General features: G+C 63.0%; 19 protein-coding genes. 6 read left to right on the top strand and 13 right to left on the bottom strand.

The genetic code is table 11. The features are described 5' to 3' along the window. Together GWE18_RS26060 and GWE18_RS26065 are read right to left on the bottom strand one after the other, a co-directional pair. The coding region (locus tag GWE18_RS26060) for a caspase family protein (RefSeq protein WP_275188554.1) at positions 1–794 on the bottom strand (794 nt) is incomplete at its 3' end. A 231-nt stretch (positions 795–1,025) separates the two neighbouring features. Next, positions 1,026–1,454 (bottom strand): GFA family protein, encoded by a 429-nt coding sequence (locus GWE18_RS26065; protein WP_275188555.1) that lies wholly within the window; start codon positions 1,452–1,454, stop codon positions 1,026–1,028. Between the two features lie 102 nt (positions 1,455–1,556). Here GWE18_RS26065 and GWE18_RS26070 point away from each other — a divergent pair, with 102 nt between their 5' ends. Together GWE18_RS26070 and GWE18_RS26075 are read left to right on the top strand one after the other, a co-directional pair. Continuing rightward, positions 1,557–1,931, top strand: a complete 375-nt coding sequence (locus GWE18_RS26070) for a nuclear transport factor 2 family protein (RefSeq protein WP_275188556.1) — start codon at positions 1,557–1,559, stop codon at positions 1,929–1,931. A gap of 206 nt (positions 1,932–2,137) precedes the next feature. Continuing rightward, positions 2,138–3,745, top strand: coding sequence for a Na+/H+ antiporter (locus tag GWE18_RS26075; protein WP_275188557.1), 1,608 nt, complete (start codon positions 2,138–2,140; stop codon positions 3,743–3,745). A 143-nt stretch (positions 3,746–3,888) separates the two neighbouring features. On the opposite strand, the gene GWE18_RS26080 is transcribed toward GWE18_RS26075, so the two are convergent. The 3 genes from GWE18_RS26080 to ispG all read right to left on the bottom strand — a co-directional run bounded on the left by GWE18_RS26080 (position 3,889) and on the right by ispG (position 7,616). Beyond that, complete coding sequence (locus GWE18_RS26080) at positions 3,889–5,229, bottom strand: Rieske 2Fe-2S domain-containing protein (RefSeq protein ID WP_275188558.1); 1,341 nt, start codon at positions 5,227–5,229, stop codon at positions 3,889–3,891. 74 nt (positions 5,230–5,303) lie between these two features. Then, positions 5,304–6,197 (bottom strand): TauD/TfdA family dioxygenase, encoded by an 894-nt coding sequence (locus GWE18_RS26085; protein WP_275188559.1) that lies wholly within the window; start codon positions 6,195–6,197, stop codon positions 5,304–5,306. A 126-nt stretch (positions 6,198–6,323) separates the two neighbouring features. Further along, positions 6,324–7,616, bottom strand: coding sequence for a flavodoxin-dependent (E)-4-hydroxy-3-methylbut-2-enyl-diphosphate synthase (gene ispG, locus GWE18_RS26090; RefSeq protein WP_275188560.1), 1,293 nt, complete (start codon positions 7,614–7,616; stop codon positions 6,324–6,326). Between the two features lie 266 nt (positions 7,617–7,882). Between ispG and GWE18_RS26095 the strand changes: the two genes are divergently transcribed. Further along, positions 7,883–8,758: a sulfurtransferase gene (locus GWE18_RS26095; RefSeq protein WP_275188561.1), complete on the top strand. Its 876-nt coding sequence runs from the start codon at positions 7,883–7,885 to the stop codon at positions 8,756–8,758. A gap of 111 nt (positions 8,759–8,869) precedes the next feature. Here the strand turns inward: GWE18_RS26095 and GWE18_RS26100 are convergent, their stop codons facing one another. Next, entirely contained in the window at positions 8,870–9,808 is a 939-nt protein-coding gene (locus GWE18_RS26100) for a DMT family transporter (RefSeq protein WP_275188562.1), read from the bottom strand. Between the two features lie 33 nt (positions 9,809–9,841). Beyond that, positions 9,842–10,330, bottom strand: coding sequence for a transcriptional repressor (locus GWE18_RS26105; RefSeq protein WP_057853714.1), 489 nt, complete (start codon positions 10,328–10,330; stop codon positions 9,842–9,844). A gap of 155 nt (positions 10,331–10,485) precedes the next feature. Between GWE18_RS26105 and GWE18_RS26110 the strand changes: the two genes are divergently transcribed. Genes GWE18_RS26110 through GWE18_RS26120 form a run of 3 tightly spaced genes read left to right on the top strand, consistent with a single transcriptional unit; the run spans position 10,486 to position 13,691 of the window. After that, positions 10,486–10,965 carry a MarR family transcriptional regulator gene (locus GWE18_RS26110; protein ID WP_275188563.1) on the top strand — a complete coding sequence of 160 codons (480 nt, stop codon included), beginning with the start codon at positions 10,486–10,488 and terminating at the stop codon, positions 10,963–10,965. After that, positions 10,958–12,127 carry an HlyD family secretion protein gene (locus GWE18_RS26115; protein ID WP_275188564.1) on the top strand — a complete coding sequence of 390 codons (1,170 nt, stop codon included), beginning with the start codon at positions 10,958–10,960 and terminating at the stop codon, positions 12,125–12,127. The genes GWE18_RS26110 and GWE18_RS26115 overlap by 8 nt, the downstream gene beginning before the upstream one ends. Before the next feature lie 4 nt (positions 12,128–12,131). Continuing rightward, positions 12,132–13,691, top strand: coding sequence for an MDR family MFS transporter (locus tag GWE18_RS26120; RefSeq protein WP_275188565.1), 1,560 nt, complete (start codon positions 12,132–12,134; stop codon positions 13,689–13,691). Between the two features lie 23 nt (positions 13,692–13,714). Here GWE18_RS26120 and GWE18_RS26125 read toward each other — a convergent pair whose 3' ends face one another. From GWE18_RS26125 to GWE18_RS26150, 6 genes are all read right to left on the bottom strand, one after another. Then, complete coding sequence (locus GWE18_RS26125; RefSeq protein WP_275188566.1) at positions 13,715–14,194, bottom strand: SRPBCC domain-containing protein; 480 nt, start codon at positions 14,192–14,194, stop codon at positions 13,715–13,717. A gap of 11 nt (positions 14,195–14,205) precedes the next feature. Continuing rightward, the gene (locus tag GWE18_RS26130) at positions 14,206–14,529 is read right to left on the bottom strand and encodes a metalloregulator ArsR/SmtB family transcription factor (protein ID WP_275188567.1); all 324 of its coding nucleotides are present in this window, start codon (positions 14,527–14,529) and stop codon (positions 14,206–14,208) included. Positions 14,530–14,692: 163 nt separating this feature from the next. Continuing rightward, entirely contained in the window at positions 14,693–15,604 is a 912-nt protein-coding gene (locus tag GWE18_RS26135) for a DMT family transporter (protein ID WP_275188568.1), read from the bottom strand. 170 nt (positions 15,605–15,774) lie between these two features. Continuing rightward, positions 15,775–16,584 (bottom strand): TIM barrel protein, encoded by an 810-nt coding sequence (locus GWE18_RS26140; protein ID WP_275188569.1) that lies wholly within the window; start codon positions 16,582–16,584, stop codon positions 15,775–15,777. Beyond that, positions 16,584–18,296, bottom strand: a complete 1,713-nt coding sequence (locus tag GWE18_RS26145; RefSeq protein WP_275188570.1) for an FAD-dependent oxidoreductase — start codon at positions 18,294–18,296, stop codon at positions 16,584–16,586. The genes GWE18_RS26140 and GWE18_RS26145 overlap by 1 nt, the downstream gene beginning before the upstream one ends. Positions 18,297–18,301: 5 nt before the next feature. Continuing rightward, entirely contained in the window at positions 18,302–20,128 is a 1,827-nt protein-coding gene (locus GWE18_RS26150) for a tannase/feruloyl esterase family alpha/beta hydrolase (RefSeq protein ID WP_275188571.1), read from the bottom strand. Positions 20,129–20,160: the final 32 nt, after the last annotated feature.

The raw sequence follows: 20,160 nt of genomic DNA on the forward strand, positions 1-20,160 counted from the left end.
GCCGGGCGGGGCGCCGGCACCAGCGGCACGTCTTCACCGCCGAGCGAACCATACACAAAGGGTTCCTGCCGGTTGTTGGTGGTCTTGAGCACCTCGTCGCGGACAAAACCGAAGGCGCGGCGCACGTCGAGCCCGGGCTTCGTCAAATGGTGCGACAGGGCCGTCGTGAACGGGCTGTTCTGGCCGTCGCCGTCGGCCGCGGTGGAACCGGCCTTGGCCGAATAGGCGATCAGGACGTTCGGGCTGGTCGGCTCGACCTTGGCCAGGCCCTGCCCGATCGCGCGCGAAGCGACGGTGCGCTTCATGGTCCGGGCAAACGGATTGTCACGGCAGGCGTCGAGAATCACAAGCCGCAGCTTCTTGGCCGGTTCGATCGCGATCAGGATGCGGTCGAGCGAGAGGCCTTCGTCATAGATGTCGGTATCGCGTTCCAGCCGCGCATCGACGGGAATCAGATAGTTCGCGCCGTCCACCTCGATACCGTGGCCGGCGTAATAGACCACCGCGATATCGGCATCGCGCGCGCGATCGGCGAAGTCGCGCAGCGCGCGACGGGTCTCGGCTGCGGCCATGTCACGGCGGGAATCGACGACATCAAAGCCTGCCTCTTTCAGCGTCGACGCGATCTTGGCGCTGTCGTTTATCGGATTGGCCAGCGGTGCGACATTCTTGTAGGCGGAATTGCCCAGCACCAGCGCCACGCGCTTCTCGGCAAGGGCCGGCTCGCTCACGAACAGGAAGGCCGCCGCTGCAGCGGCCCATCGAAGCAATTTCAGCGATCCAGATTTCATCATGACACTTCCGGAGCCTCGCACCTTCTACCACGCAGGCCTGCCTACCAGAAGCCGCAGCCCGGCTTTGTGAGTTAAGTCACGATCCACGGCAACGTGAACCGCACCCTTACCTCATCGTTAGTCGGGCCAACGCCCACGGCGGTTCGGCCCCTGGCCGATCATGTTTTCTGCCGGGTTCCCCCGGCCAGATATAGACCCCCGGCGGCGAGCATGTATTCCCGGAGCGGGCGCTCAGCTTGGCATGAGATGTTCCGGATATTGCGGCAGGTCGTCTGTGATCGCAAACCAGGACGCCTTGGAGCCAACGAAGATGTGGGCCATCGGACGGATTGAGGGATCGTCGACCAGCGTGCCCATGGCAACATGGACGAAGGCGCCGTCACGCACCACCGAATAGAGCAACGAGCCGCACCGCCCGCAATGCGCGTCGTGGTTCGCCTCGTCGCCATAAACCGTGAGGTTGTCCATACCCCTGATCACGCCAAGCTTGTCGCGCGCGATGCCGGCGAACGGCTCGAACGCCGCACCGGTAGTGCGCCGGCAATTCGAGCAATGGCAGTTCATGGCGTATGCGAATTCGTCAGCGACGGCATAACCCACCGCGCGACAGAAGCACTCTCCGGCAAGAATACGAGCATTCGATTTTGCTGAACCCGTCACGTCTAACTCCTCGCACCTGTGATGAAGTCACCCATAGCGCAATGAACGGGTTCGTGGCTTAATTCAACTCGAACAAATTTCTTTTCGCCGGGAGGAATTGCCGTGAGCCCTGACCGATCGACCGTCGAAGCCGTGGTCCAGAACTATTTCGATGGCCTGTATGAAGGCGATGCCGACAAGCTCGGCGCGATCTTCGACACCACTGCCGATTTGCGCTGGCTGGAAAAGGGCGAACTGCAGGTGCTCACCGTACCGGACTGGCTCGATCGCGTGCGCAAGCGGCCGTCCGCCAAGGCGGAGGGCAAGCCGCGCGAGGATTTCATCGTCACCATCGACCGCTCCGATGATCAGACCGCCTTCATCAAGGTGCGTTGCCAATTGCCGCCGCGCTATTTCACCGATTATCTGGTGGCGATGAAGCTGCGCGACGGCTGGAAGATCGTCTCGAAATCCTACCGCTACGATCTGCGGGAGTAATATCCCCGCTGGCGACCTCATCAGTCCAGCCCCGAAAGAAGCCCTCAATCACATTCCGCCTCGCGCCAGCAGTCCATGCGCATGGCGTCCCTGCGACGCGCGCTTGCGCGGAATATTCGACTGCGGAAACCGGATCGCTCCACCTTAGCGAGCTGCCGCGCGCATTGCATTGACCTCGCGGTTTTTCCTTGCGATTGGGGGCGATCATGGAAGCCAAGTTTCAGATCTTTTTGATCCTGCTCGCCGTGCTGGCAGGGACCGCGCTGCTGGCGCGGCGAATCAATGTCGCACCGGCCATCCTGCTGATGCTCGCCGGCATCGCGCTCGCCTTCGTGCCGGGCATGCCGACGGTGGAATTGCCGCCCGAGCTGGTGCTGCTCGTATTCCTGCCGCCGCTGATCTATTCGGCCAGCGTCGCCATGAGCTGGCGCGAATTCAAGTCCAATCTCCGTCCGATCATCCTGCTGTCGGTCGGCTGCGTGATCTTCACCGCCTTCGCTGTCGCGACCGCGACGCACTATCTGATCGGGCTGCCCTGGGGCGTCGGCTTCCTGCTGGGCGCGATCGTCGCGCCGCCGGACGTGGTGGCGCCGCTGGCGATCGCCCGCAAGCTCGGCATGCCTCGCCGCATCCTCGTCGTGCTCGAGGGCGAGGGGCTCGCCAACGACGCCACCGCATTGATCCTCTATCGCTTCGCCGTGGCGACAATCTCGACCGGGCTGTTCTCGCTACCGAAGGCCACCGGCACCTTTTCCGTCATCGTGGTCGGCGAAATCCTGTTCGGCGTGGCAATCGGATGGCTCTCCTTGCGCGCACGCCATCGCGCGCGGGACCCGCAGGTCGAGATTACGCTGTCGCTGATCACCCCTTACCTCGCCTTCTGGATCCCCGAACATCTCGGTGGCTCCGGCGTAATCGCAACGGTTGCCTGCGGGCTCTACATAAGCTGGAACGGACCGCTCTTGATTTCATCGGCGACGCGACTGCAGGGCATCTTCTTCTGGGACCTTGTGATCTATCTGGTCGAGGGCCTTCTGTTCCTGCTGACGGGATTCCAGATGCGGTTGCTGTTCGAGAAATCGAAGGCGTTTCCGCTGCAGGAAATCCTGTTCGCCACGGTGCTGGTCTCCATCATCGTCATCGTCGCGCGCTTTGCCTGGGTCTATCCCGCAACCTATCTGCCGCGTCTGATCAGCAGGCGAATCCGCGAACGTGACCCGCTGCCATCCTGGCAGACCGTGTTCGTGGTGGCCTTCACCGGCGTGCGCGGCGCGGTGTCGCTCGCAGCGGCCCTGGCGTTGCCATTGGCACTGCCCAGCGGTGAGGGCTTTCCCCACCGCGACATGATCCTGTTCGTCGCCTTCGGCGTCATATTCATCACCCTGGTGGGATTGGGGCTTGGATTGCCGGTGGTGGTGCGATGGCTCGGGGTCGCCAAAGACGGCCGCAGCGAGCATGTCGCGGAACATGAGGCCGAGATCGCGGCCCGGCGCGAGGCGCTTGATGCCGCGCTCAAGTCGCTCGATGCCATCACCGACGACCGCGAACTCTCCGATGAAGTCGTGAAGCTGCTCAGGGCACGGCATGAAATCCGCGCCAACCAACTACCCAACTCACTTGACCCCGGCGCGCACGACATCACGGTGGCCGGCACCGCGCTAACGCGGGAATTGATCGCGTCGGAACGGAAATTCATCCATGTGCTGCTTCGCAATGGCAAGATCACCGACGAGACTAGGCGGCGGATCGAACGCGACCTCGACCTGGAGGAAGCGAGCCTGAGCAACCGGGAGTATCGAAAGATTGCGCTGTAGCTGTGCCAAGCGAAGCGCGAGCCGGGACCCATACACCGCGGCGGTAATTATCAGGCACGTTGGTCGACGGCTTTCTTCCACAACGCAAGCCTGTGGTTATGGGTCCCCGCGTTCGCGGCGACGACTCGGCGGGAGAACTGAGGCTACTCCGCCGCCGCATTCCTGCCGGGCCCGCCGACATAGCCGGCCGCATCGCCGAACCGCTCGATCATGACAGCGGTGAGGTCCTTTGCCTTGCTCGTGACGCAGGCGCCGGAGCGCACGGCGTAGCGGTCCTGATGCTTCAGGTGCGGCGGCGCCTCGCCCTGCTGCAGCGCGCGGGCGGCATCCATCACCAGTTTGCGGAAATGCATGATGCCGAAATCGGTCGGGCCGAGATGTTCGCGGCTGCGATCGGCGATCGGGCCCTGGCTGTCCTGCACGGCAGCGTCCTGCTCGGACACGCCCTTGATGCCGGTGTAGCTGCTGGTCTTCTGCAGCTTGCGATCGATCAGATAGTCGTTCGACTTGTTGCGCAGCGGAACATAATTCTCGTCGACCACGGCCATCACGCCGTTGCCCCGGTCGTAGCCGTCGCGCTCGGCCTGCGTCAGCGGGCGCTCCGGATTCCATGCATAGGTGAAGATCCAGCAATTTGTATCCGTCACTGGAACAAAGCTCTGGCCGAAAATATTCTCGCCGGGCATCGAACTCGGCGCATAGGAATGCACCGGCATCAGGAACTGGGCGATACGCCAGTAGATATTGTCCGAGCCAGTCAACCGTCCGCCCGCGACCGTCAGGCCGGCCTCGTGCGGATTGATCTTGATCACGGGCCGCGGGTCTTCGGCGATCCATCGCATGTGATCGGTCGCGACCCGCGTCAACGGGTTCACAAAGTGCTTCTTGATATCGAGGATTTCGTTCTCCTCTTTCTCGAACGACAGATGCGCGAAGGTGAAATGCGCGGTGTCGATCGATCCTTCCAGCGCCTGCACCCAGTTGCAGTCCTGCCATTTCTTCGAGACGTAGCGGTGCGAAGCCGGCAGCAGCGCCATTTCCAGATCGGGCAATTCGGGCACCTGATCGGCCGGGCCCATATAGGCCCAGATCATGTCGCCCCATTCCCGCACCGGATAGGACTTGATGCGGATCAGATCCTTTGCGTTGAGATCGGGATAGGAGGTCGGCATGTCGATGCAGCGACCGTCGGTGTCGAACTTCCAGCCGTGATAGACGCAGCGGATACCGCATTCCTCGTTGCGCCCGAGCCAGAGATTGGCGCCGCGATGCGGGCAGTATTGATCGATGACGCCGACCACGCCGCGCGTGTCGCGGAACGCGAGCAGTTCCTCGCCCATGACGACGATCTTCTTCGGCGGACCGTCGGCTTCCGGCAATTCCTTCGACAGCAGCACGGGAATCCAGAACCGGCGCAGCAATTCGCCCATGCCCGTTCCCGGTCCGCTCTCAGTCAGGAATTTGTTGTCTTCGGCGCGGAGCATGGGACGTCCTCCGGATGTTTATTGCTTTTGCCCAAGCTTGGCGCACGCCGGAGAAGGCGTCAACGCGTCCCTGATCATACCGGCCTTTCACCTTTCACCGTCACCCGCGTGCCGGAGCGGGTGTGCGGCCAGTAGTCCCACATCGCGCGGTGCTGGGCGCAGCGATTGTCCCAAAATGCGATGGCGTTTTCCGTCCAGCGGAAGCGGCACTGGAACAGCGGATTTTCCGCGTGCTGGTAGAGATACGCCAGCATGGCGTCGCTCTCGTCGCGGGGAATGCCGACGATGTATCGGGTGAAGCCACGATTGACGTACAGCGCCTTCTTGCCGGTGACCGGATGGGTTCGCACCACGGGATGCTCGGCGCGCGGGTATTCCGGCCGGTCGGCCACGCCGTAATTGGCGTAGAGCCCGCGATAGGTCTGCTCGCCGTCATGCAGCGCGGTCAGCCCGTCGAGATAGATTTTCATGCGGTCCGACAGCGCCTCGTAGGCTGCGTACATGTTGGCGAACAGCGTGTCGCCGCCGCGTGGCGGGCATTGCTTGATGTAGAGGATCGATCCCATCGGCGGCTCGACATCGCAGGACACGTCGCTGTGCCAGCCTTCGCCATTGGCGCGCGGTGAATCCTTGTCGGCGTAGATCTTCATCAGCGCCGGATCGCCCTCGTTGGGCGCCGCCGGATGCACATGCAATTCGCCGAACTTGCGGCCGAAGGCGAGGTGCTGCTGCGGGGTGATGTGCTGGTCGCGGAAGAAGATCACGAGATTTTCGGCGAGCGCGCGGTGGATTTCGTCCATCTGGCGGTTGGAACGGGTATCGTCGGAAACGAGCTTGCCGATATCGACGCCAGAAATCTCCGCGCCGATAATTGGCGTCAGCTTTTCGACGGCGATGGTCTCGTAGGGCTGGGCTTCATCGGCGAGGTGGCGATAGCGCGGTCCCTGCTTGCCGGACAGCGAAGACATGGGCGTTCTCCCAATCATTCTTGATTGGGATCATCGTAGCCCGGATGGAGCGAAGCGCAATCCGGGATCGGTCGATCAACTTGCGCGAAAGTCCCGGGTTTCGCTTCGCTCCACCCGGGCTACGGTTTACTCCGCCGCGGTTACCGCGCTCTCCGGCGCCTTGCTGCCCTTGCCGTAGCGCTGGTCGATATAGTCGATCACCAGCGCCTTGAAGTCGGCGGCAATCGTGGGCCCGCGCAGGGTGCGGAACTTCTTGCCGTCGACGAACACAGGCGCAGCCGGTGCTTCACCGGTGCCGGGCAGGGAGATACCAATATTGGCGTGCTTGGATTCGCCGGGGCCGTTGACGATGCAGCCCATGACCGCGACGTTGAGCGTTTCAACGCCGGGATATTGCGTCTTCCAGCCCGGCATTTCCTCACGGATGAAATCCTGGATCGAACGCGCCAGCTCCTGGAACGTGGTCGAGGTGGTACGGCCGCAGCCCGGGCATGCCGCAACCAGCGGCACGAAGGTGCGAAAGCCCATGGTCTGCAGCAATTCCTGCGCGACCTGGACTTCCAGCGTGCGGTCGCCGCCGGGTTCGGGCGTCAGCGAAATGCGGATGGTGTCGCCGACGCCGTCCTGCAGCAGAATGCCGAGCGCGGCTGAGGAAGCAACGATGCCCTTTGATCCCATACCGGCTTCGGTAAGGCCGAGGTGGATGGCGTAATCCGAGCGGCGCGCCAGCTCCTGATAGACCGCGATCAGGTCCTGCACAGCGGAAACCTTGGCTGACAGGATCATGCGATTTTTGGCCATGCCGAGTTCCTGGGCGCGGGCCGCCGACAGCAAGGCCGACTGCACCATGGCCTCGCGGGTCACCGCGCGTGCGTCGCGCGGGTTCGCTGAGGCCGTATTCTCGTCCATCAGCTTGGTCAGAAGCTCCTGATCGAGCGAGCCCCAGTTGGCGCCAATGCGGACCGGCTTGTTGTTCTTGTTGGCGATCTCGATGATGTCGGCGAACTGCGTGTCGCGCTTGTTCTTGAAGCCGACATTGCCGGGATTGATGCGATACTTGTCGAGCGCTTCGGCGCAGGCCGGATATTCAGCCAAGAGCTTGTGGCCGATATAGTGGAAGTCACCGATCAGCGGCGTGGTGATGCCGCGCTTGCGCAGGCCGTCGCGGATATGCGGAACGGCGGCAGCCGCCTCCTCGCGATCGACAGTGATGCGCACCATTTCCGATCCGGCGCGCGACAGCGCCGCGACCTGCGCGATTGTGCCTTCGACGTCGGCGGTGTCAGTATTGGTCATCGACTGCACGACGATGGGCGCACCCCCGCCGACGGCAACATTGCCGACCATGACCTGGGTGGTTTTATGCCGGGCCTTCGGACCGGCGACGTCGTCTTGCGGGATTATTTCGGGCTTGTTCATGGGGCCTCGAATATCAGGTTTTGGTGACATTCACCAAGGGGGTGGCGAAGGGTCTGTGCGCCCCGTCACGCTTCGGATTTTTGTATTGTATATTCAATAGCTTAAGCCGGTCACGGCGGCCGGAAGCAAGCAGAAACAGCTCGGCTTCCGTTGTCAGCTATATTGGACAGGAATCGCCGAATTGAAAGGGCGAGCGCAACTCCCGGCCGCCTTTTCATAGCCCGATGCAGGCCCTAGCATCGGCCGAAAATAACGGGAGGCCAACAATGTCAGGGCGTAACGGGCTCATCTCTACGGCGGAACTTGCTGATATTCTGGGCCGGCCCGATCTGCGCCTGTTCGACTGCACCACCTACCTCGAACCCGCGCCCGAAGGCTCCAGCCTGCCCTATCTAGCGGTGCCCGGACGCCACACTTTTGAAGCCGGGCATATTCCGGAGGCGGATTTTCTCGATCTGCAGGCCGAGTTCTCAGACCCGAACACTGAACTCCGCTTCATGATGCCGGATGTTGCGCCACTCGAGACCGCGTTCGGCCGTCACGGCATATCCAACGCGAGCCACGTGGTGCTGTACAGCATCGGCACGCCGATGTGGGCGACGCGGTTCTGGTGGATGCTCAAATCGCTCGGCTTCGAGAATGTCGCGGTCCTCGACGGTGGTCTCGACAAATGGAAGCTCGAGGGACGCCCGCTCGAAACCGGACCGGCGAAGGGCTATCCGCGGGCAACATTCACGGCAAAACCGAAGGACGGATTTTTCGTCGACAAGCACCAAACGCTCGCCGCCACGTCCGAGCGAGGCACCGTCGTCGTCAACGCACTCGGTCCGCAATTCCACAAGGGCCTCGAGCCGAGCCGCTACGGCCGCCCCGGCCGCGTGCCCGGCAGTTGCAACGTATCCGCAGCCACGCTGCTCGATCCTCGGACCAAGGCCTTCGTCCCGCTTGGCGAGGCAGAGGCCAAATTCAACGCACAAGGCATCACGAAGGACAAGCGCGTGGTCGCCTATTGCGGCGGCGGCATCTCGGCGACCGTCGATCTGTTCCTGCTCTACCAGCTCGGCTACGACAAGCTCACCCTTTATGACGGGTCGATGGGCGAATGGGCGAAGGACGCTTCGCTGCCGATCGAGACGGGGTAGCGATTCCCCGTCATTGCGAGCGAAGCGAAGCAATCCACCCATCCGCGAATGAGGAGAGATGGATTGCTTCGTCGCTTACGCTCCTCGCAATGACGCGGTTGGCATCCGCCATCACGCCGGCACGTTCGGGTCCGGCGTGACCTTCGGATCCGGCTTGTTCACGAGATAGAGTCCCGCGATGACAAGCAGCGCGGCGACGCCGAAGGCGATGGTCAGCGTATCGTGCATGATGAAGTAGCTGGCGACGACGCCGAACAGCGGCGTGACGAAGGTGAAGGCTGACAGTTTGCTGGCTGAGTAGGTTTTCACCAGCGCGAACCACAACAGGAACGTCAGACCCACCACCCAGAACGCCTGATAGGCCAGCAGCGACAGCGACAGCGGCCCGGGAACGTGGGTGATGGTTTCGTCCGATATCCACGCGGCAAACGCGAGAATCGGGATCGATAGCGCCACCTGATAGCCGAGCCCCTTTTCCGCGGGGGCCTTGATCAGCGCGGTGGTCTTGACGATCAGCGTCGTGGCCGCCCAGAGTGCGCCGCCGGCGACGATCAGGAGGTCGCCCAGCAAGACCTTCGCGTCGACATTGGCCTGGGGGACGCCGATCGCCAGCGCCACCCCGGCGAAACTCAGGGCCAGGCCACCCCATTGCGGCGCCCGCAGCCGTTCGCCGAGAAAGACATACGAGCCGAGCGCGACGAAGAACGGCGCCGTATACAGAAACACCACTGCACGCGACGCCGATGTCAGCAGCAAGCCGCGATAGATCAGCACGAATTCGATACCGAAGATCACGCCCGCGCTCACGCCGGGCCACAGCGTCCCGTCGCGCTCGAAGAATTTCACACCACGAAACCAGCCGATCGCGAGCAACACCGGCAACGCGCCGACAGAGCGGCTCAACGCCTGCAGCATCGGCGGCACGTCCGGCAACACCAACTTCACCGCGATCTGGTTGAACCCCCAGCTCAGGCACAGCATCAGCATCAAGGCGATGGCGCCCGGGGTGAGCGCACGCCCGGCAGACAGTTGTACTGGCTTGGACGACATCTATCCTCGTGGCCGGCTTATGTGCCGTGTTCTCTATTTATTCTGACAGTGAGCGCAGGTGCCGGCGATCTCGACGACGGAGAGCTTTGGCGCGAAACCCGACGCGCGCGCCGCCGCATTGAGGCTTTGCGCCACGGGGGCTGCAGGAATTTCGCCGACGGAGCCGCAATGGTCGCAGATCAGGAATGCCACCATCGAGGTCTCGTCATGGTCATGCGCGCAGGCGAGGAAGGCGTTGCGGCTCTCGATACGGTGGACGAGACCGTTTTCCATCAGAAAATCGAGCGCGCGGTAGACCGTGATCGGCGCCGGCCGCGGCATCGATTTGGCGAGTTCGTCGATCACCTCATAGGCGCCAAGCGGGCGGTGGCTCGACAGCAGCGCCTGCAGCACCTGGCGCCGGATCGGGGTGAATTTCTGCGCCCGCCGCGCGCAGACCTGTTCGGCATGTGCGATCGCTTCCGCAGTGCAGCGGCCGTGATCGTGGTCCGGAGCAGGAAATGTCGGCTTCGTCAGGGTCATTGCCGGTGTTTTGTAGCAGCTTGACGGCCAATCCCAAAGCCCCGGGGATCCGTTGGTGCCCAGCCATGTGCTGGAAGCGGATCAGGCCATTGTTAACTCCGCATGCAGAGTTCATAAGCAAGCTTATTATATCGCAAGCTTATGGAGGCTGAGCCATGCGAGGTTCCGTGGATATGAACTTCCTGTTCACGCTCGGCGAAGTGCAACGGATGGTGCGCGCCTATGCCGACAGGCAGGCGGCGCGCTACGGCATCACCCGTGCGCAATGGGCGGTTCTGGCCAAGGTCGAGCGAACCGAAGGCCTGAAGCAATCGGAGCTCGCCGAACAGATGGAGATGCAGCCGATCACGCTGACGCGGCTGATCGACAAGCTCTGCGACAATGGCTGGATCGAACGCCGCGGCGACGAGAACGACCGCCGCGTCAACCGCCTTTACCTGCGCAAGGCCGCGCGGCCGCTGCTCGGCAAGCTCGCCGGGCTTCGCTCCGAACTGACGGCAACCGCGCTTGACGGCATCAATCCCGCTGACGCCCACCGCCTGCTCGACCAACTCGACCTGATCAAGGAAAACGTTCGCAACGCGATCCAGAATCCGGCGAACGAACCTCCGCGAAAGGAGCAGCGCTATGGCTGATCCCGTGCTCAAATTCCCGCCCGAGCAGAAGAGCAATCCCGCGTCCCCGACGCGGCCGAAGCTCGCGGCCGCGCCGCGCCGCCGGCTGATGGCCGGGATGCGTCGCTACCGCCGCTTCCTGCTGCTCGTGGCGTTGCCGCTGGCCGCGCTGGTGGCCGGCGTGACGTTCTATCTCAACGGCGGTCGCTACGTGACCACCGACGACGCCTATGTCGGCGCGCAGAAGGTTCTGATCACGCCGGACATCTCCGGCAAGATCGAGAAGGTGGTGGTGAAAGAGGGCCAGCAGGTTGGTCCGGGCGACGTGCTGTTCGAGATCGATCCCGTCCCGTTCCGCCTCGCCGTGGCGCAGGCCAAGGCCAATCTCGCGCAGACCAAGGTCACCTATGACAATTTGATCGCCGACCTCAAGATCTACGGCCAGATGAGCGAACTTTCGCAGCAGGGCATGGACCTGAAGCGGCGCGACGTCGAACGGAAGTCTGCGCTGGTGAAGAACAATTTCGGCTCGCAGCTCGACCTCGACAATGCGTCCACCGCTCTCGTCACCTCCAGTGCGCAGTTCCAGTTGCTGCAGCAGAAGATCGCCACAGCAAAAGCGCAACTGCTCGGCAATCCCGAGCTGCCGCTCGACGAATTTCCGCCCTACGCCCAGGCCAACGCTGCGCTCGATCAGGCCCAGCGCAATCTCGACCACACGGTGATGCGCGCGCCGATGGCCGGTATTGCCACGCAGGTCGAGCAGATTCAGCTCGGCCGCTTCGTCGCCGCCGGCACGCCCGTCTTCAGCATCATCGACACCTCGAACCCCTGGGTCGACGCCAATCCGAAGGAATCCGATTTCACCTATGTCGAGGTCGGCCAGTCCGTCACGCTCGAAGTCGATGCCTTCCCCAACCACCCGTTCAAGGGCACGGTCGGCTCGCTCTCGCCCGGCACCGGCGCGCAGTTCGCGATCCTGCCGCCGCAGAACGCCTCGGGCAATTTCGTCAAGGTGGTGCAGCGCGTGCCGGTGCGAATCTATTTCGACAAGAACGACAAGTTCGTTCGCAAGCTTAAGGCCGGCATGAGCGTGTACGCCACCATCGACACCAACCACCGTCGTTCGCTATCGGCGCTGCTCGGCCTGTCGCCGGCAGCGGCCAATCAGGATCACGAATAGCGCCATGGCGACCTCGGGCCAGCCGTCGGCATCCGTTCCCGGCCTGCGCCGGAACATGGTGACGATCTGCGCCATGACGGCGACCATCATGCAGGCGCTCGACACCACCATCGCCAACGTCGCGCTGCCCTACATGCAGGGCACGCTGTCGGCGTCGCAGGACCAGATCAACTGGGTGCTCACCTCCTATATCGTGGCCGCCGCAATCATGACCGCGCCTGTGGGGTGGATCGCCAACCGCTTCGGCCGCAAGCGCATCTTCATCATCTGCTCGGCCGGCTTCACCATCGCCTCGGTGATGTGCGGACTGGCGCAGGACATCGGCCAGATGGTGCTGTTCCGCCTGCTGCAAGGCGTGTTCGGCGCGGCGCTGGTGCCGCTGTCGCAGGCCGTGATGCTCGATTCCTACGCGCTGCATGAGCGGGCGAAAGCGATGGCGATCTGGGGCATGGGCGTGATGATGGGGCCGATCATGGGCCCTTCGCTCGGCGCCTGGCTGACCGAGACCTATTCCTGGCACTGGGTGTTCTTCGTCAACCTGCCGTTCGGCATCATCACCGTGCTCGGCCTCGTGATCTTCATGGACGAGACAAAAAAAGACCTAGCGCTGCGCTTCGACTGGTTCGGCTTCACCGCGCTGGCGATCGCGATCGGCGCGCTGCAGCTTGCGCTCGACCGCGGCGAGCAACTCGGCTGGCTGGAATCCAATGAGATCATCGCCGAATTCATCATTTCAGCCGTCGGCTTTTATTATTTCCTGGCGCATTCCCTGACCACGCCACGGCCTTTCATCCAGTTCGCGCTGTTCAAGGACAAGAATTTCGTCGGCGGCTGCGTGTTCATGGCCGTGATGGGGCTGGTGCTGTTCTCGACCATGGCGCTGTCGTCACCGTTCCTGCAGAACGTGATCGGCTATCCCATCATCACGGCCGGGCTTCTATTGGCGAGCCGCGGCTGCGGCACGTTCGTGGCCATGATGCTGGTCGGCCGCATGATGCGCCATATCGAGGCGCGGACGCTGATCGTCTCGGGCCTCGGCATCACCTGCCTGTCGCTGTTCTACATGACCCGCTGGACCGACCAGACCGGGGCGACCGAGATCATGATCATCAGCGTGGTCCAGGGCTTTGGCTTCGGCCTGGTGTTTGTGCCGCTCTCCACGGTGGCGTTCCTGACGCTGCCCAATCATCTGCGTACCGACGGCACCTCGATGCTGACCTTGATGCGCAATGTCGCAAGCTCGATCGGGATCTCGCTCGTGATCTCGCAGTTGACGCAAGGCACGCGCTACACCTACGCGGTCCTGTCGGAGCACATCAATCCGTTCAATCACGCACTGCAGATGCCCAACGTAAGCGGCATGATCGATCTCGCCACCGACAAGGGCCGCGCCATGGCTGACATGATGGTCAAGGCGCAGGCCCAGATCATCGCGTTTTCGTACGACTACCAGATGGTGATGATCTTTACCGCCTGCGCTATCCCGCTCGCGATCATGATCGGCTCCAGCAAGGCCACCCTGCGCGCCCAGTCGGCCGTGCCTGATCATGCGGTGATAGAGTAAGGCTTCGGCTCGTGGCTTTCGCGTTACGGCCTGGTCTCCGCGGAAAGCTTGTCGAGCCGGACGTAGCTCGCTTCCATTCCATGCTCCATGCCGGTCGACAGCATGGCGGCCCGCGTCGCTGCGTCTGGCAAGGTCATCCGCATGGTCATCAATGTACCGGTGCCGTCGGGTGCAAAATTCGTTTCAACGTGGTTGTCCGGCGTCGCATCGGGCATGTGCATCCGCTCGACGTGAACGAGCCGGCTGAACGGCACCGTCTCGATAAACTCTCCGGTCAGGTAGAAGCTACCGCCCTTGCCGTCGCTCCACTCGTACCGGATCTTGCCGCCCGGTCGCGCCTCGTTGATGCAGACCGGCATCGTCCAGCCGTCCGGACCGAGCAACCACTTCTGGATCAGCGCCGGCTCCGTGTGCGCGCGATACACCGCTTCCGGCGCGGCGGCGAAGTGCCTGGTAACAACGACGTGGGTGTCGCCTTCGGTCTTCAGCGTCAACTTGCTCATGGGACTGCCTTTCACTCTTCGGTTTTCATGGCGGCCAGAACGTCGTCCAACCGGTTGTAGTTCGCGCTCAGGGCCTTGCGCAGCATCCCGAGCCATTGGTCGATCTCGGCAACGGCTGCCGGCGCCAGCCGGCACGGCCGCTTCGTGCCTTCGACCCGGCGGAGGATGAGACCTGCGCCTTCGAGCACCTTGAGGTGTCGGGAGATGGCGGGTTGCGTCATCTCGAACGGCTCGGCCAGCTCCATGACGGTGGCCTCACCCAACGCGAGGCGCGCCAGAATCGCCCGGCGTGTCGGGTCAGCCAGCGCGGAAAAGGCGGCGTCGAGGTTTGACATGGTTCATCTGAGGTAAGTTATATAACAACGTTATTATATAACCGATAGCTTATTGTCAAGTGGCCGCGAAGGCAGCCCGTCACGGAGCGGGCGACGTTTCAGTTCGGCAAATGCGGGCATCGAGCGCGAAGAATGCCTTGATATTGATCGAACCGATGTCGCGTTAGGGTGATGACCCGCCCTGCTTGGCCTGCAGGCTCAACCACATGCCGCCGAGCGACAGCGCGCCGCCGATCAGATGGATCATGGTCGGCGCCTCCCCGAGAAACAGGATCGACAGTACCGCGCTGACGATCGGCCCGAGATAGAGACTCAACGACGTCGACACCGCGCCGAACCTCGCGCCGAGATAGGCATAGGCGGAATAGGCAAAAAGCCCGGGGACCAATCCTGCGAAGAGATAGACCAGCGCCGCCCGTCCGCTGAATGCAGCGGCAGGCACAGACCACATTTCGTGGATGGCAAATGGCAGCGAGAACAGCGCGCCGGCTGCCGCGAACAGGCCGATTCGAGCCAGAAAGCTCACGCCGCTGCCGACACGGTTCTGCAGCAAGGTGTATCCCGCCCAGCCCAGCATCGCCATCAGTGCGAGCAGGTCGCCGGTCACCACGCCGGCTCCAACGGCGGCTTGTCCCTTGGTAATGATTAGCGCCGCGCCCGCCAGCGAGAGCAGCATGCCGATGACCTGGCTTCGATGGATCGATTCTTGTCCCGAAATGAAAGAGAACAGCAGTACCGCAAGCGGCGCGAGCGCCATGATCAACGCCAGGTTGATCGCCGAGGTCGTAACGCCGGCGACGTAGACCGGGCCGCCGCAGATGAACATGCCGAGAAAACCAGCCGTCACGATGCCGAGCGTCTGCCCCTGCAACAGGCCAGGCTTTTCCCGCAATGCCATCACGACGGCCGGCAACAGCCCGAGCGCCACGATGCTCCAGCGAAAGAACGCGATCGAGAATGGCGGCACGCTTCCCGCAACGCCGCGCGCCAGGATCATGTTGGAGACCTGCGCGGTTGCCACCAGCAAAAAACCGAGCAGGCCCAGCACTTCGCGCGCTCTATTGGGTTCGATCATGGGTAATCGGGTGCTCCGCCCCCGCGGGCGACCCAATCCTAACCCGTCAGCTCACCGGCAGCTATAGCTCGAAGCCTGCTTCGCATCCCCGCCATTCCACGTCGTGCCTAGTAACAACGATGTGGTGTCACCTTCCGTCATAAGCGGGTTGTCAACCGAACCCAAGGTAATTACCTCGCCGCCGCGACAACGCTCCTTGCCCCTTCGAGCGCGCGCCGGGCCCGCGCCTCAGCACCCACCGTCCGCGCGAGCGTCGCGGTCGGGACCTCGATGCTAACTGCGATATCCGGCGGCATGGCTCGCGCCAGCGAAACCAGATCGAGGCCACCCTCTCCGGGAAACATTCGCTCATTTCGAGCGGCGTGCATCATTTCCTCTGATGTCGCCGGCCGTTCGGCCGGGGCGTCGCATAATTGCCAATAGTGAAGCTTGCCGGCGGGGATCGCTGCGATGTCGCCGACCGAGCTTTGCGACCGGTCGAAATGCAGGGCATCCACGAGAACCCCGGCATTTGCTTGCGCAACCTGTTCGACAATTCGTCGGGCCGTCTCAAGATCAGGCACGCTCGTCCACGGCATGAACTCGAGATCCGCGGTCAATCCATAGGGCGCGGCAGCCTCGCAAAATCCGGCAAAGCGATCCGCAAACCGGCCCAGGTCGGGATCGTATGCGGCGACCAGAACATGCCTGGCGCGGAGGCGCGCACCGGCCTCAAAAAATGGCGAGAACGCCGCGATTTCCGTTTCCGGCCGGATGGCAACCACTTCCAGATCCGCAACGGTCACACCGGTCGCAGCCAGCCGCGCGATGGTTTCCCTCAAAGCCGCGTCATCTTCCATCAGCGGATAGGCAACGCCTCCGGGCATCGCAGGCAGAAGGCGGAGTCCGACGTGGTCGTAGCCGCAGACGGCGGCGACGTCGATCAATTCGGGTGGTGCAAGTTCGAGCGCGGTAAGCGCGGCAAGCGAAAACGACGGCATCATTCGATGCCCACGCGCCGAGCCGCGTCCGACGCCGCGATATAAGCAAACGCGATAGCCGGTCCGAGCGTGATCCCCGGTCCGGGGTAGGTTCCTCCCATGATCGACTGCATGTCATTGCCGCAAGCGTAGAGGCCGGCAATCGGCTGATTGCCGGCATCGAGAACGCGGGCAGCCTCGTCCGTGACAAGTCCGGACGAGGTGCCGATATCGGAAGGATAAAGCCGGACCGCGTAGAAGGGAGCGATCGCGATGCGGCCAAGGTTGGGATTGGCCGCGCCCGCAGACGCATCACCGTTGTGATTTTGATACACCGTGCTTCCCCTGCCAAATTCAGGATCGCGACCAGTTTGCGCATAGAGGTTCATCTTGTCGACCGTCTCGCGCAATTGACTGGGATCGATGCTCAATCGCAGCGCAAGCTGCTCGATGGTGTCGGCGGCGCTGAGATAGCCGTCGGCGACAGCAGCTCTCACGCCCCAGCCGCCGGGCCGCACCATGCCAAGACCATACTTCCGGACTGAAACCGCATCCGCGATCAGGAACGCCGGGATGGCCGATTTTCCCTTCGCCAGCATCTCCAGCGCAAACTGGTGATAGGAGATCGCTTCGTTGACGAACCGGCGCCCGTTGCTGTCGACGACCAGCGTCCCCGGTTTGGCACGGTCGAGCACGAAGTGCGGAAAGACCGCTTGTGATCCGTCGCGCCGCCGACGGATCGATGCCGGCGCCCAGAATGCGGGGCTGACGTCGCGCTCGCTGAGGCGCGCACCGATCTCAATGGCCTTGTCCTGCGCATCGCCGCTCGAGCCCGGCGCAACGGACGACCAGCCGGCTTCAGTTCCAAGCGCCGCGAGACGCCGGCTCGCATGGCGGTTGAACCCACCTCCCGCCAGAATCAGCGCGGCATTGACGCCGATCTCGCGCGATACTCCCTCCGAGGTCAAACTCGCGGCCGTAACGGGAGCGTCGGGTTCCCGGATGATCTTCGCGAGCGATGCACCGGTGAGGATATCCACGTCCTGACGCATCAATGAATACAGGAGCCGGCCGACCAGCGCATTACCCATCACGAGCCGCGTGCCCCTGCCATGGCTCGCTTTGTCGCGCGCGTAACGCGCAAAGAGCTTGGTGGAGTGCCACAACGATTTGACGGACTTCGTCGATGACAAGAGATGACCGATATCGGTCCTGTCAACCATCATGCCGCCAAGCAGCGTGAACTCCGGCAGCGGCGGACGAATCAGCTTGAACGCCTCGCCAAGCAACCGCCCGTCGAACGGTAACGGCTCCAGCGCGCGCCCGGCGAGCACCGCGCCCTCGAGTTCGGAGCGATAGTCGGGATGACGGGCATAGGCCCGCAACTTCACTTCGGAGCGATTTTCCAGAACCTCGACCGCCGCGGGACCCGCCTTCAGGAAGGCTGCGCGCAGCGCGACGTCGGCATGGTTCCCGACGATCTGCTGCAGATATTTTTCGACGTTCGCCGCGCTATCGGTCGCCCCGGCGGCCGATGCATGGCGCGTATTGGGTATCCAGATCGATCCCGCCGACAGCGCGGAGGTACCGCCGACCAAACCGGTCTTCTCGACCAGCAGCGTTTTCGCGCCTCGAATGGCGGAAAAAAGCGCAGCCGACATGCCGGCGGCTCCGGCGCCGATCACGACGACGTCGTAAGCGGGCGAGACCTCGGATAATTCCCGGCGGCGCAAGGAAGCTACCGGCAGCTATAGCTTGCCGCCTGCTTTACATCCCCATTGCCGCTCCAATTTGTCCGCAGCGGATAGACGCAGACGGGATAGCTGAGGCTCTTGTCGCGCGATGTCAGCATGATTTCACCTGGCGCGCTGCCCTTCTCGACCCAATCCACCAGAGCCGTGAAGAACTGGTCCTGCTCGCGCGTCGGCGTCTGGTTGGCGTTACCGGGCAGTTTCGGCAGCGGCACGCTGTCGTTCTTGCCGCCGACGGTATAGGCCCGACCTTGCGAGCTGTGCGCCGAACTCGGCACGAGATACATCCGCATGAACTTCTGTACCTCGGCATGGCCGCCCATCGCCGCCACCACGCGCTCGTGATAATTGATGTTGCCGGCGGGCGGGATCGCGTCGTCGACGAGGCCGGTGTAGACGATCACCTTGCGGCCGAGATCGCGCAGCTTTGCAAGGTCCGCCTTGTCCGTGATGAGGTCGCTGAACAGCGTCGGCTGCAACGCGACGGCCTTGTTCACGGCATCGGCGAGGCCGGCGTAATCCAGCTCCAGCCATTTGTTGCGCACATTGGTCGAGGCATTGGTGATCGGCGTGCCTGATGACGTACTGGCATCGGGCGCGTAGCTGACATCCTGCAGCGCCAACGCAACGCCATAGGAGGAGGCGCTGGTGATCAGGGTCCCGATGTCGGTGCTCTTGGTGAACGTCCACCAGAGCTGGCTCTTGCCAAGCGATTTGCCGGACCGCGCGTCCGAGCTCTGGGCAACATCGAAACTTCCATCGCTGGTGGCGCCGTACCAGATCCGGTTCAGCGCATTCGCCTCTTTGAGGCTCATGCAGGTCGCGGCGTCGGCATTAGTTCCAGTGACGCCCTCGCCGGCCTCGCGCGCGCACAGCAGCTCGGCGTCGCGCGCGGGATTGTAGTCGCAGGCAAAGGGATCGAGCAGGAAGCCGAGGCCGGCCTTGTCGCAGACGGCAACCGCGCGCTTGTTGGCGGCGGCGACCTTGGCGGCAAAGGCTGCGGCCTCGATCTTGTTCGCCGACGTAGAGCCGAGCTCGGTCTTCATCACGATCTGGGGATACAGTCCCGCCGTTCCGAATTTGGCGATGTTCAGCGCCGGCTGCGCGATCATGTAGCCGTCGTAAAGCTCGGGGTGTTCCTGCACGAGCTTCATGCCCTGCCGGCCGCCCTGCGAGTGGCCGTCATAGTAGGTAAATTTCGGCGCCTTGCCGTAGTAGAGATTGACCAGCGCCTTGGTCTTGACGGCCTGCTCCACCATCGCTCGCACCGAGAAGTCGCGAAGCGCTTCCACGTTGACCTTGCCATCGGACAGAAACGCGAACGAACCATCCTGATACCAGGGCTGGCCCGCATCCGTCGTGCCAGACGCGTAGCCGATATTGGCGTTGACGATCGCAGGCACCTTGCTGCCGATCTTGTCGGCATAGCGATGACCGCCGCCGACCCATCCGCCGCCGCCATAGTTGCGGATGCGCTCGTTCCAGTTGGCGTGCGTCGGCAGCCAGACCTCGATGCCGATGCCTTCGGAATAGGAGCGCGCGTTGCTGTCCTTTTCCGCCGTAGCGCCGGGGCCGACCAGCAACTTTACAAGGCAAAGGTCGGCCGCCGCCGTCACCGGCTGCGGCGCGTCGGGCGCCTTCAGCTCTTCCCCTTTCTTCACCAGCCGAACCGCGACGACCTTTGTGTCGGCGTCCGGGCGAAAGGCGGCCTTGATGCCGTCGTCGCAGGAAAGCGAATCGGCCAGCGCCGGCGTCAGATAACCGAGGGCGGCAAGCAGTAATGCCGCACGAGTTCCCTTCCCTTTGATCGACATCGTCTCGCTCCCCTTTCAGTCTTCTTGTTTTC

The sequence above is a fragment of the Bradyrhizobium sp. CSA112 genome, assembly GCF_029051645.1.
In the GTDB taxonomy this organism is placed as follows: domain Bacteria; phylum Pseudomonadota; class Alphaproteobacteria; order Rhizobiales; family Xanthobacteraceae; genus Bradyrhizobium.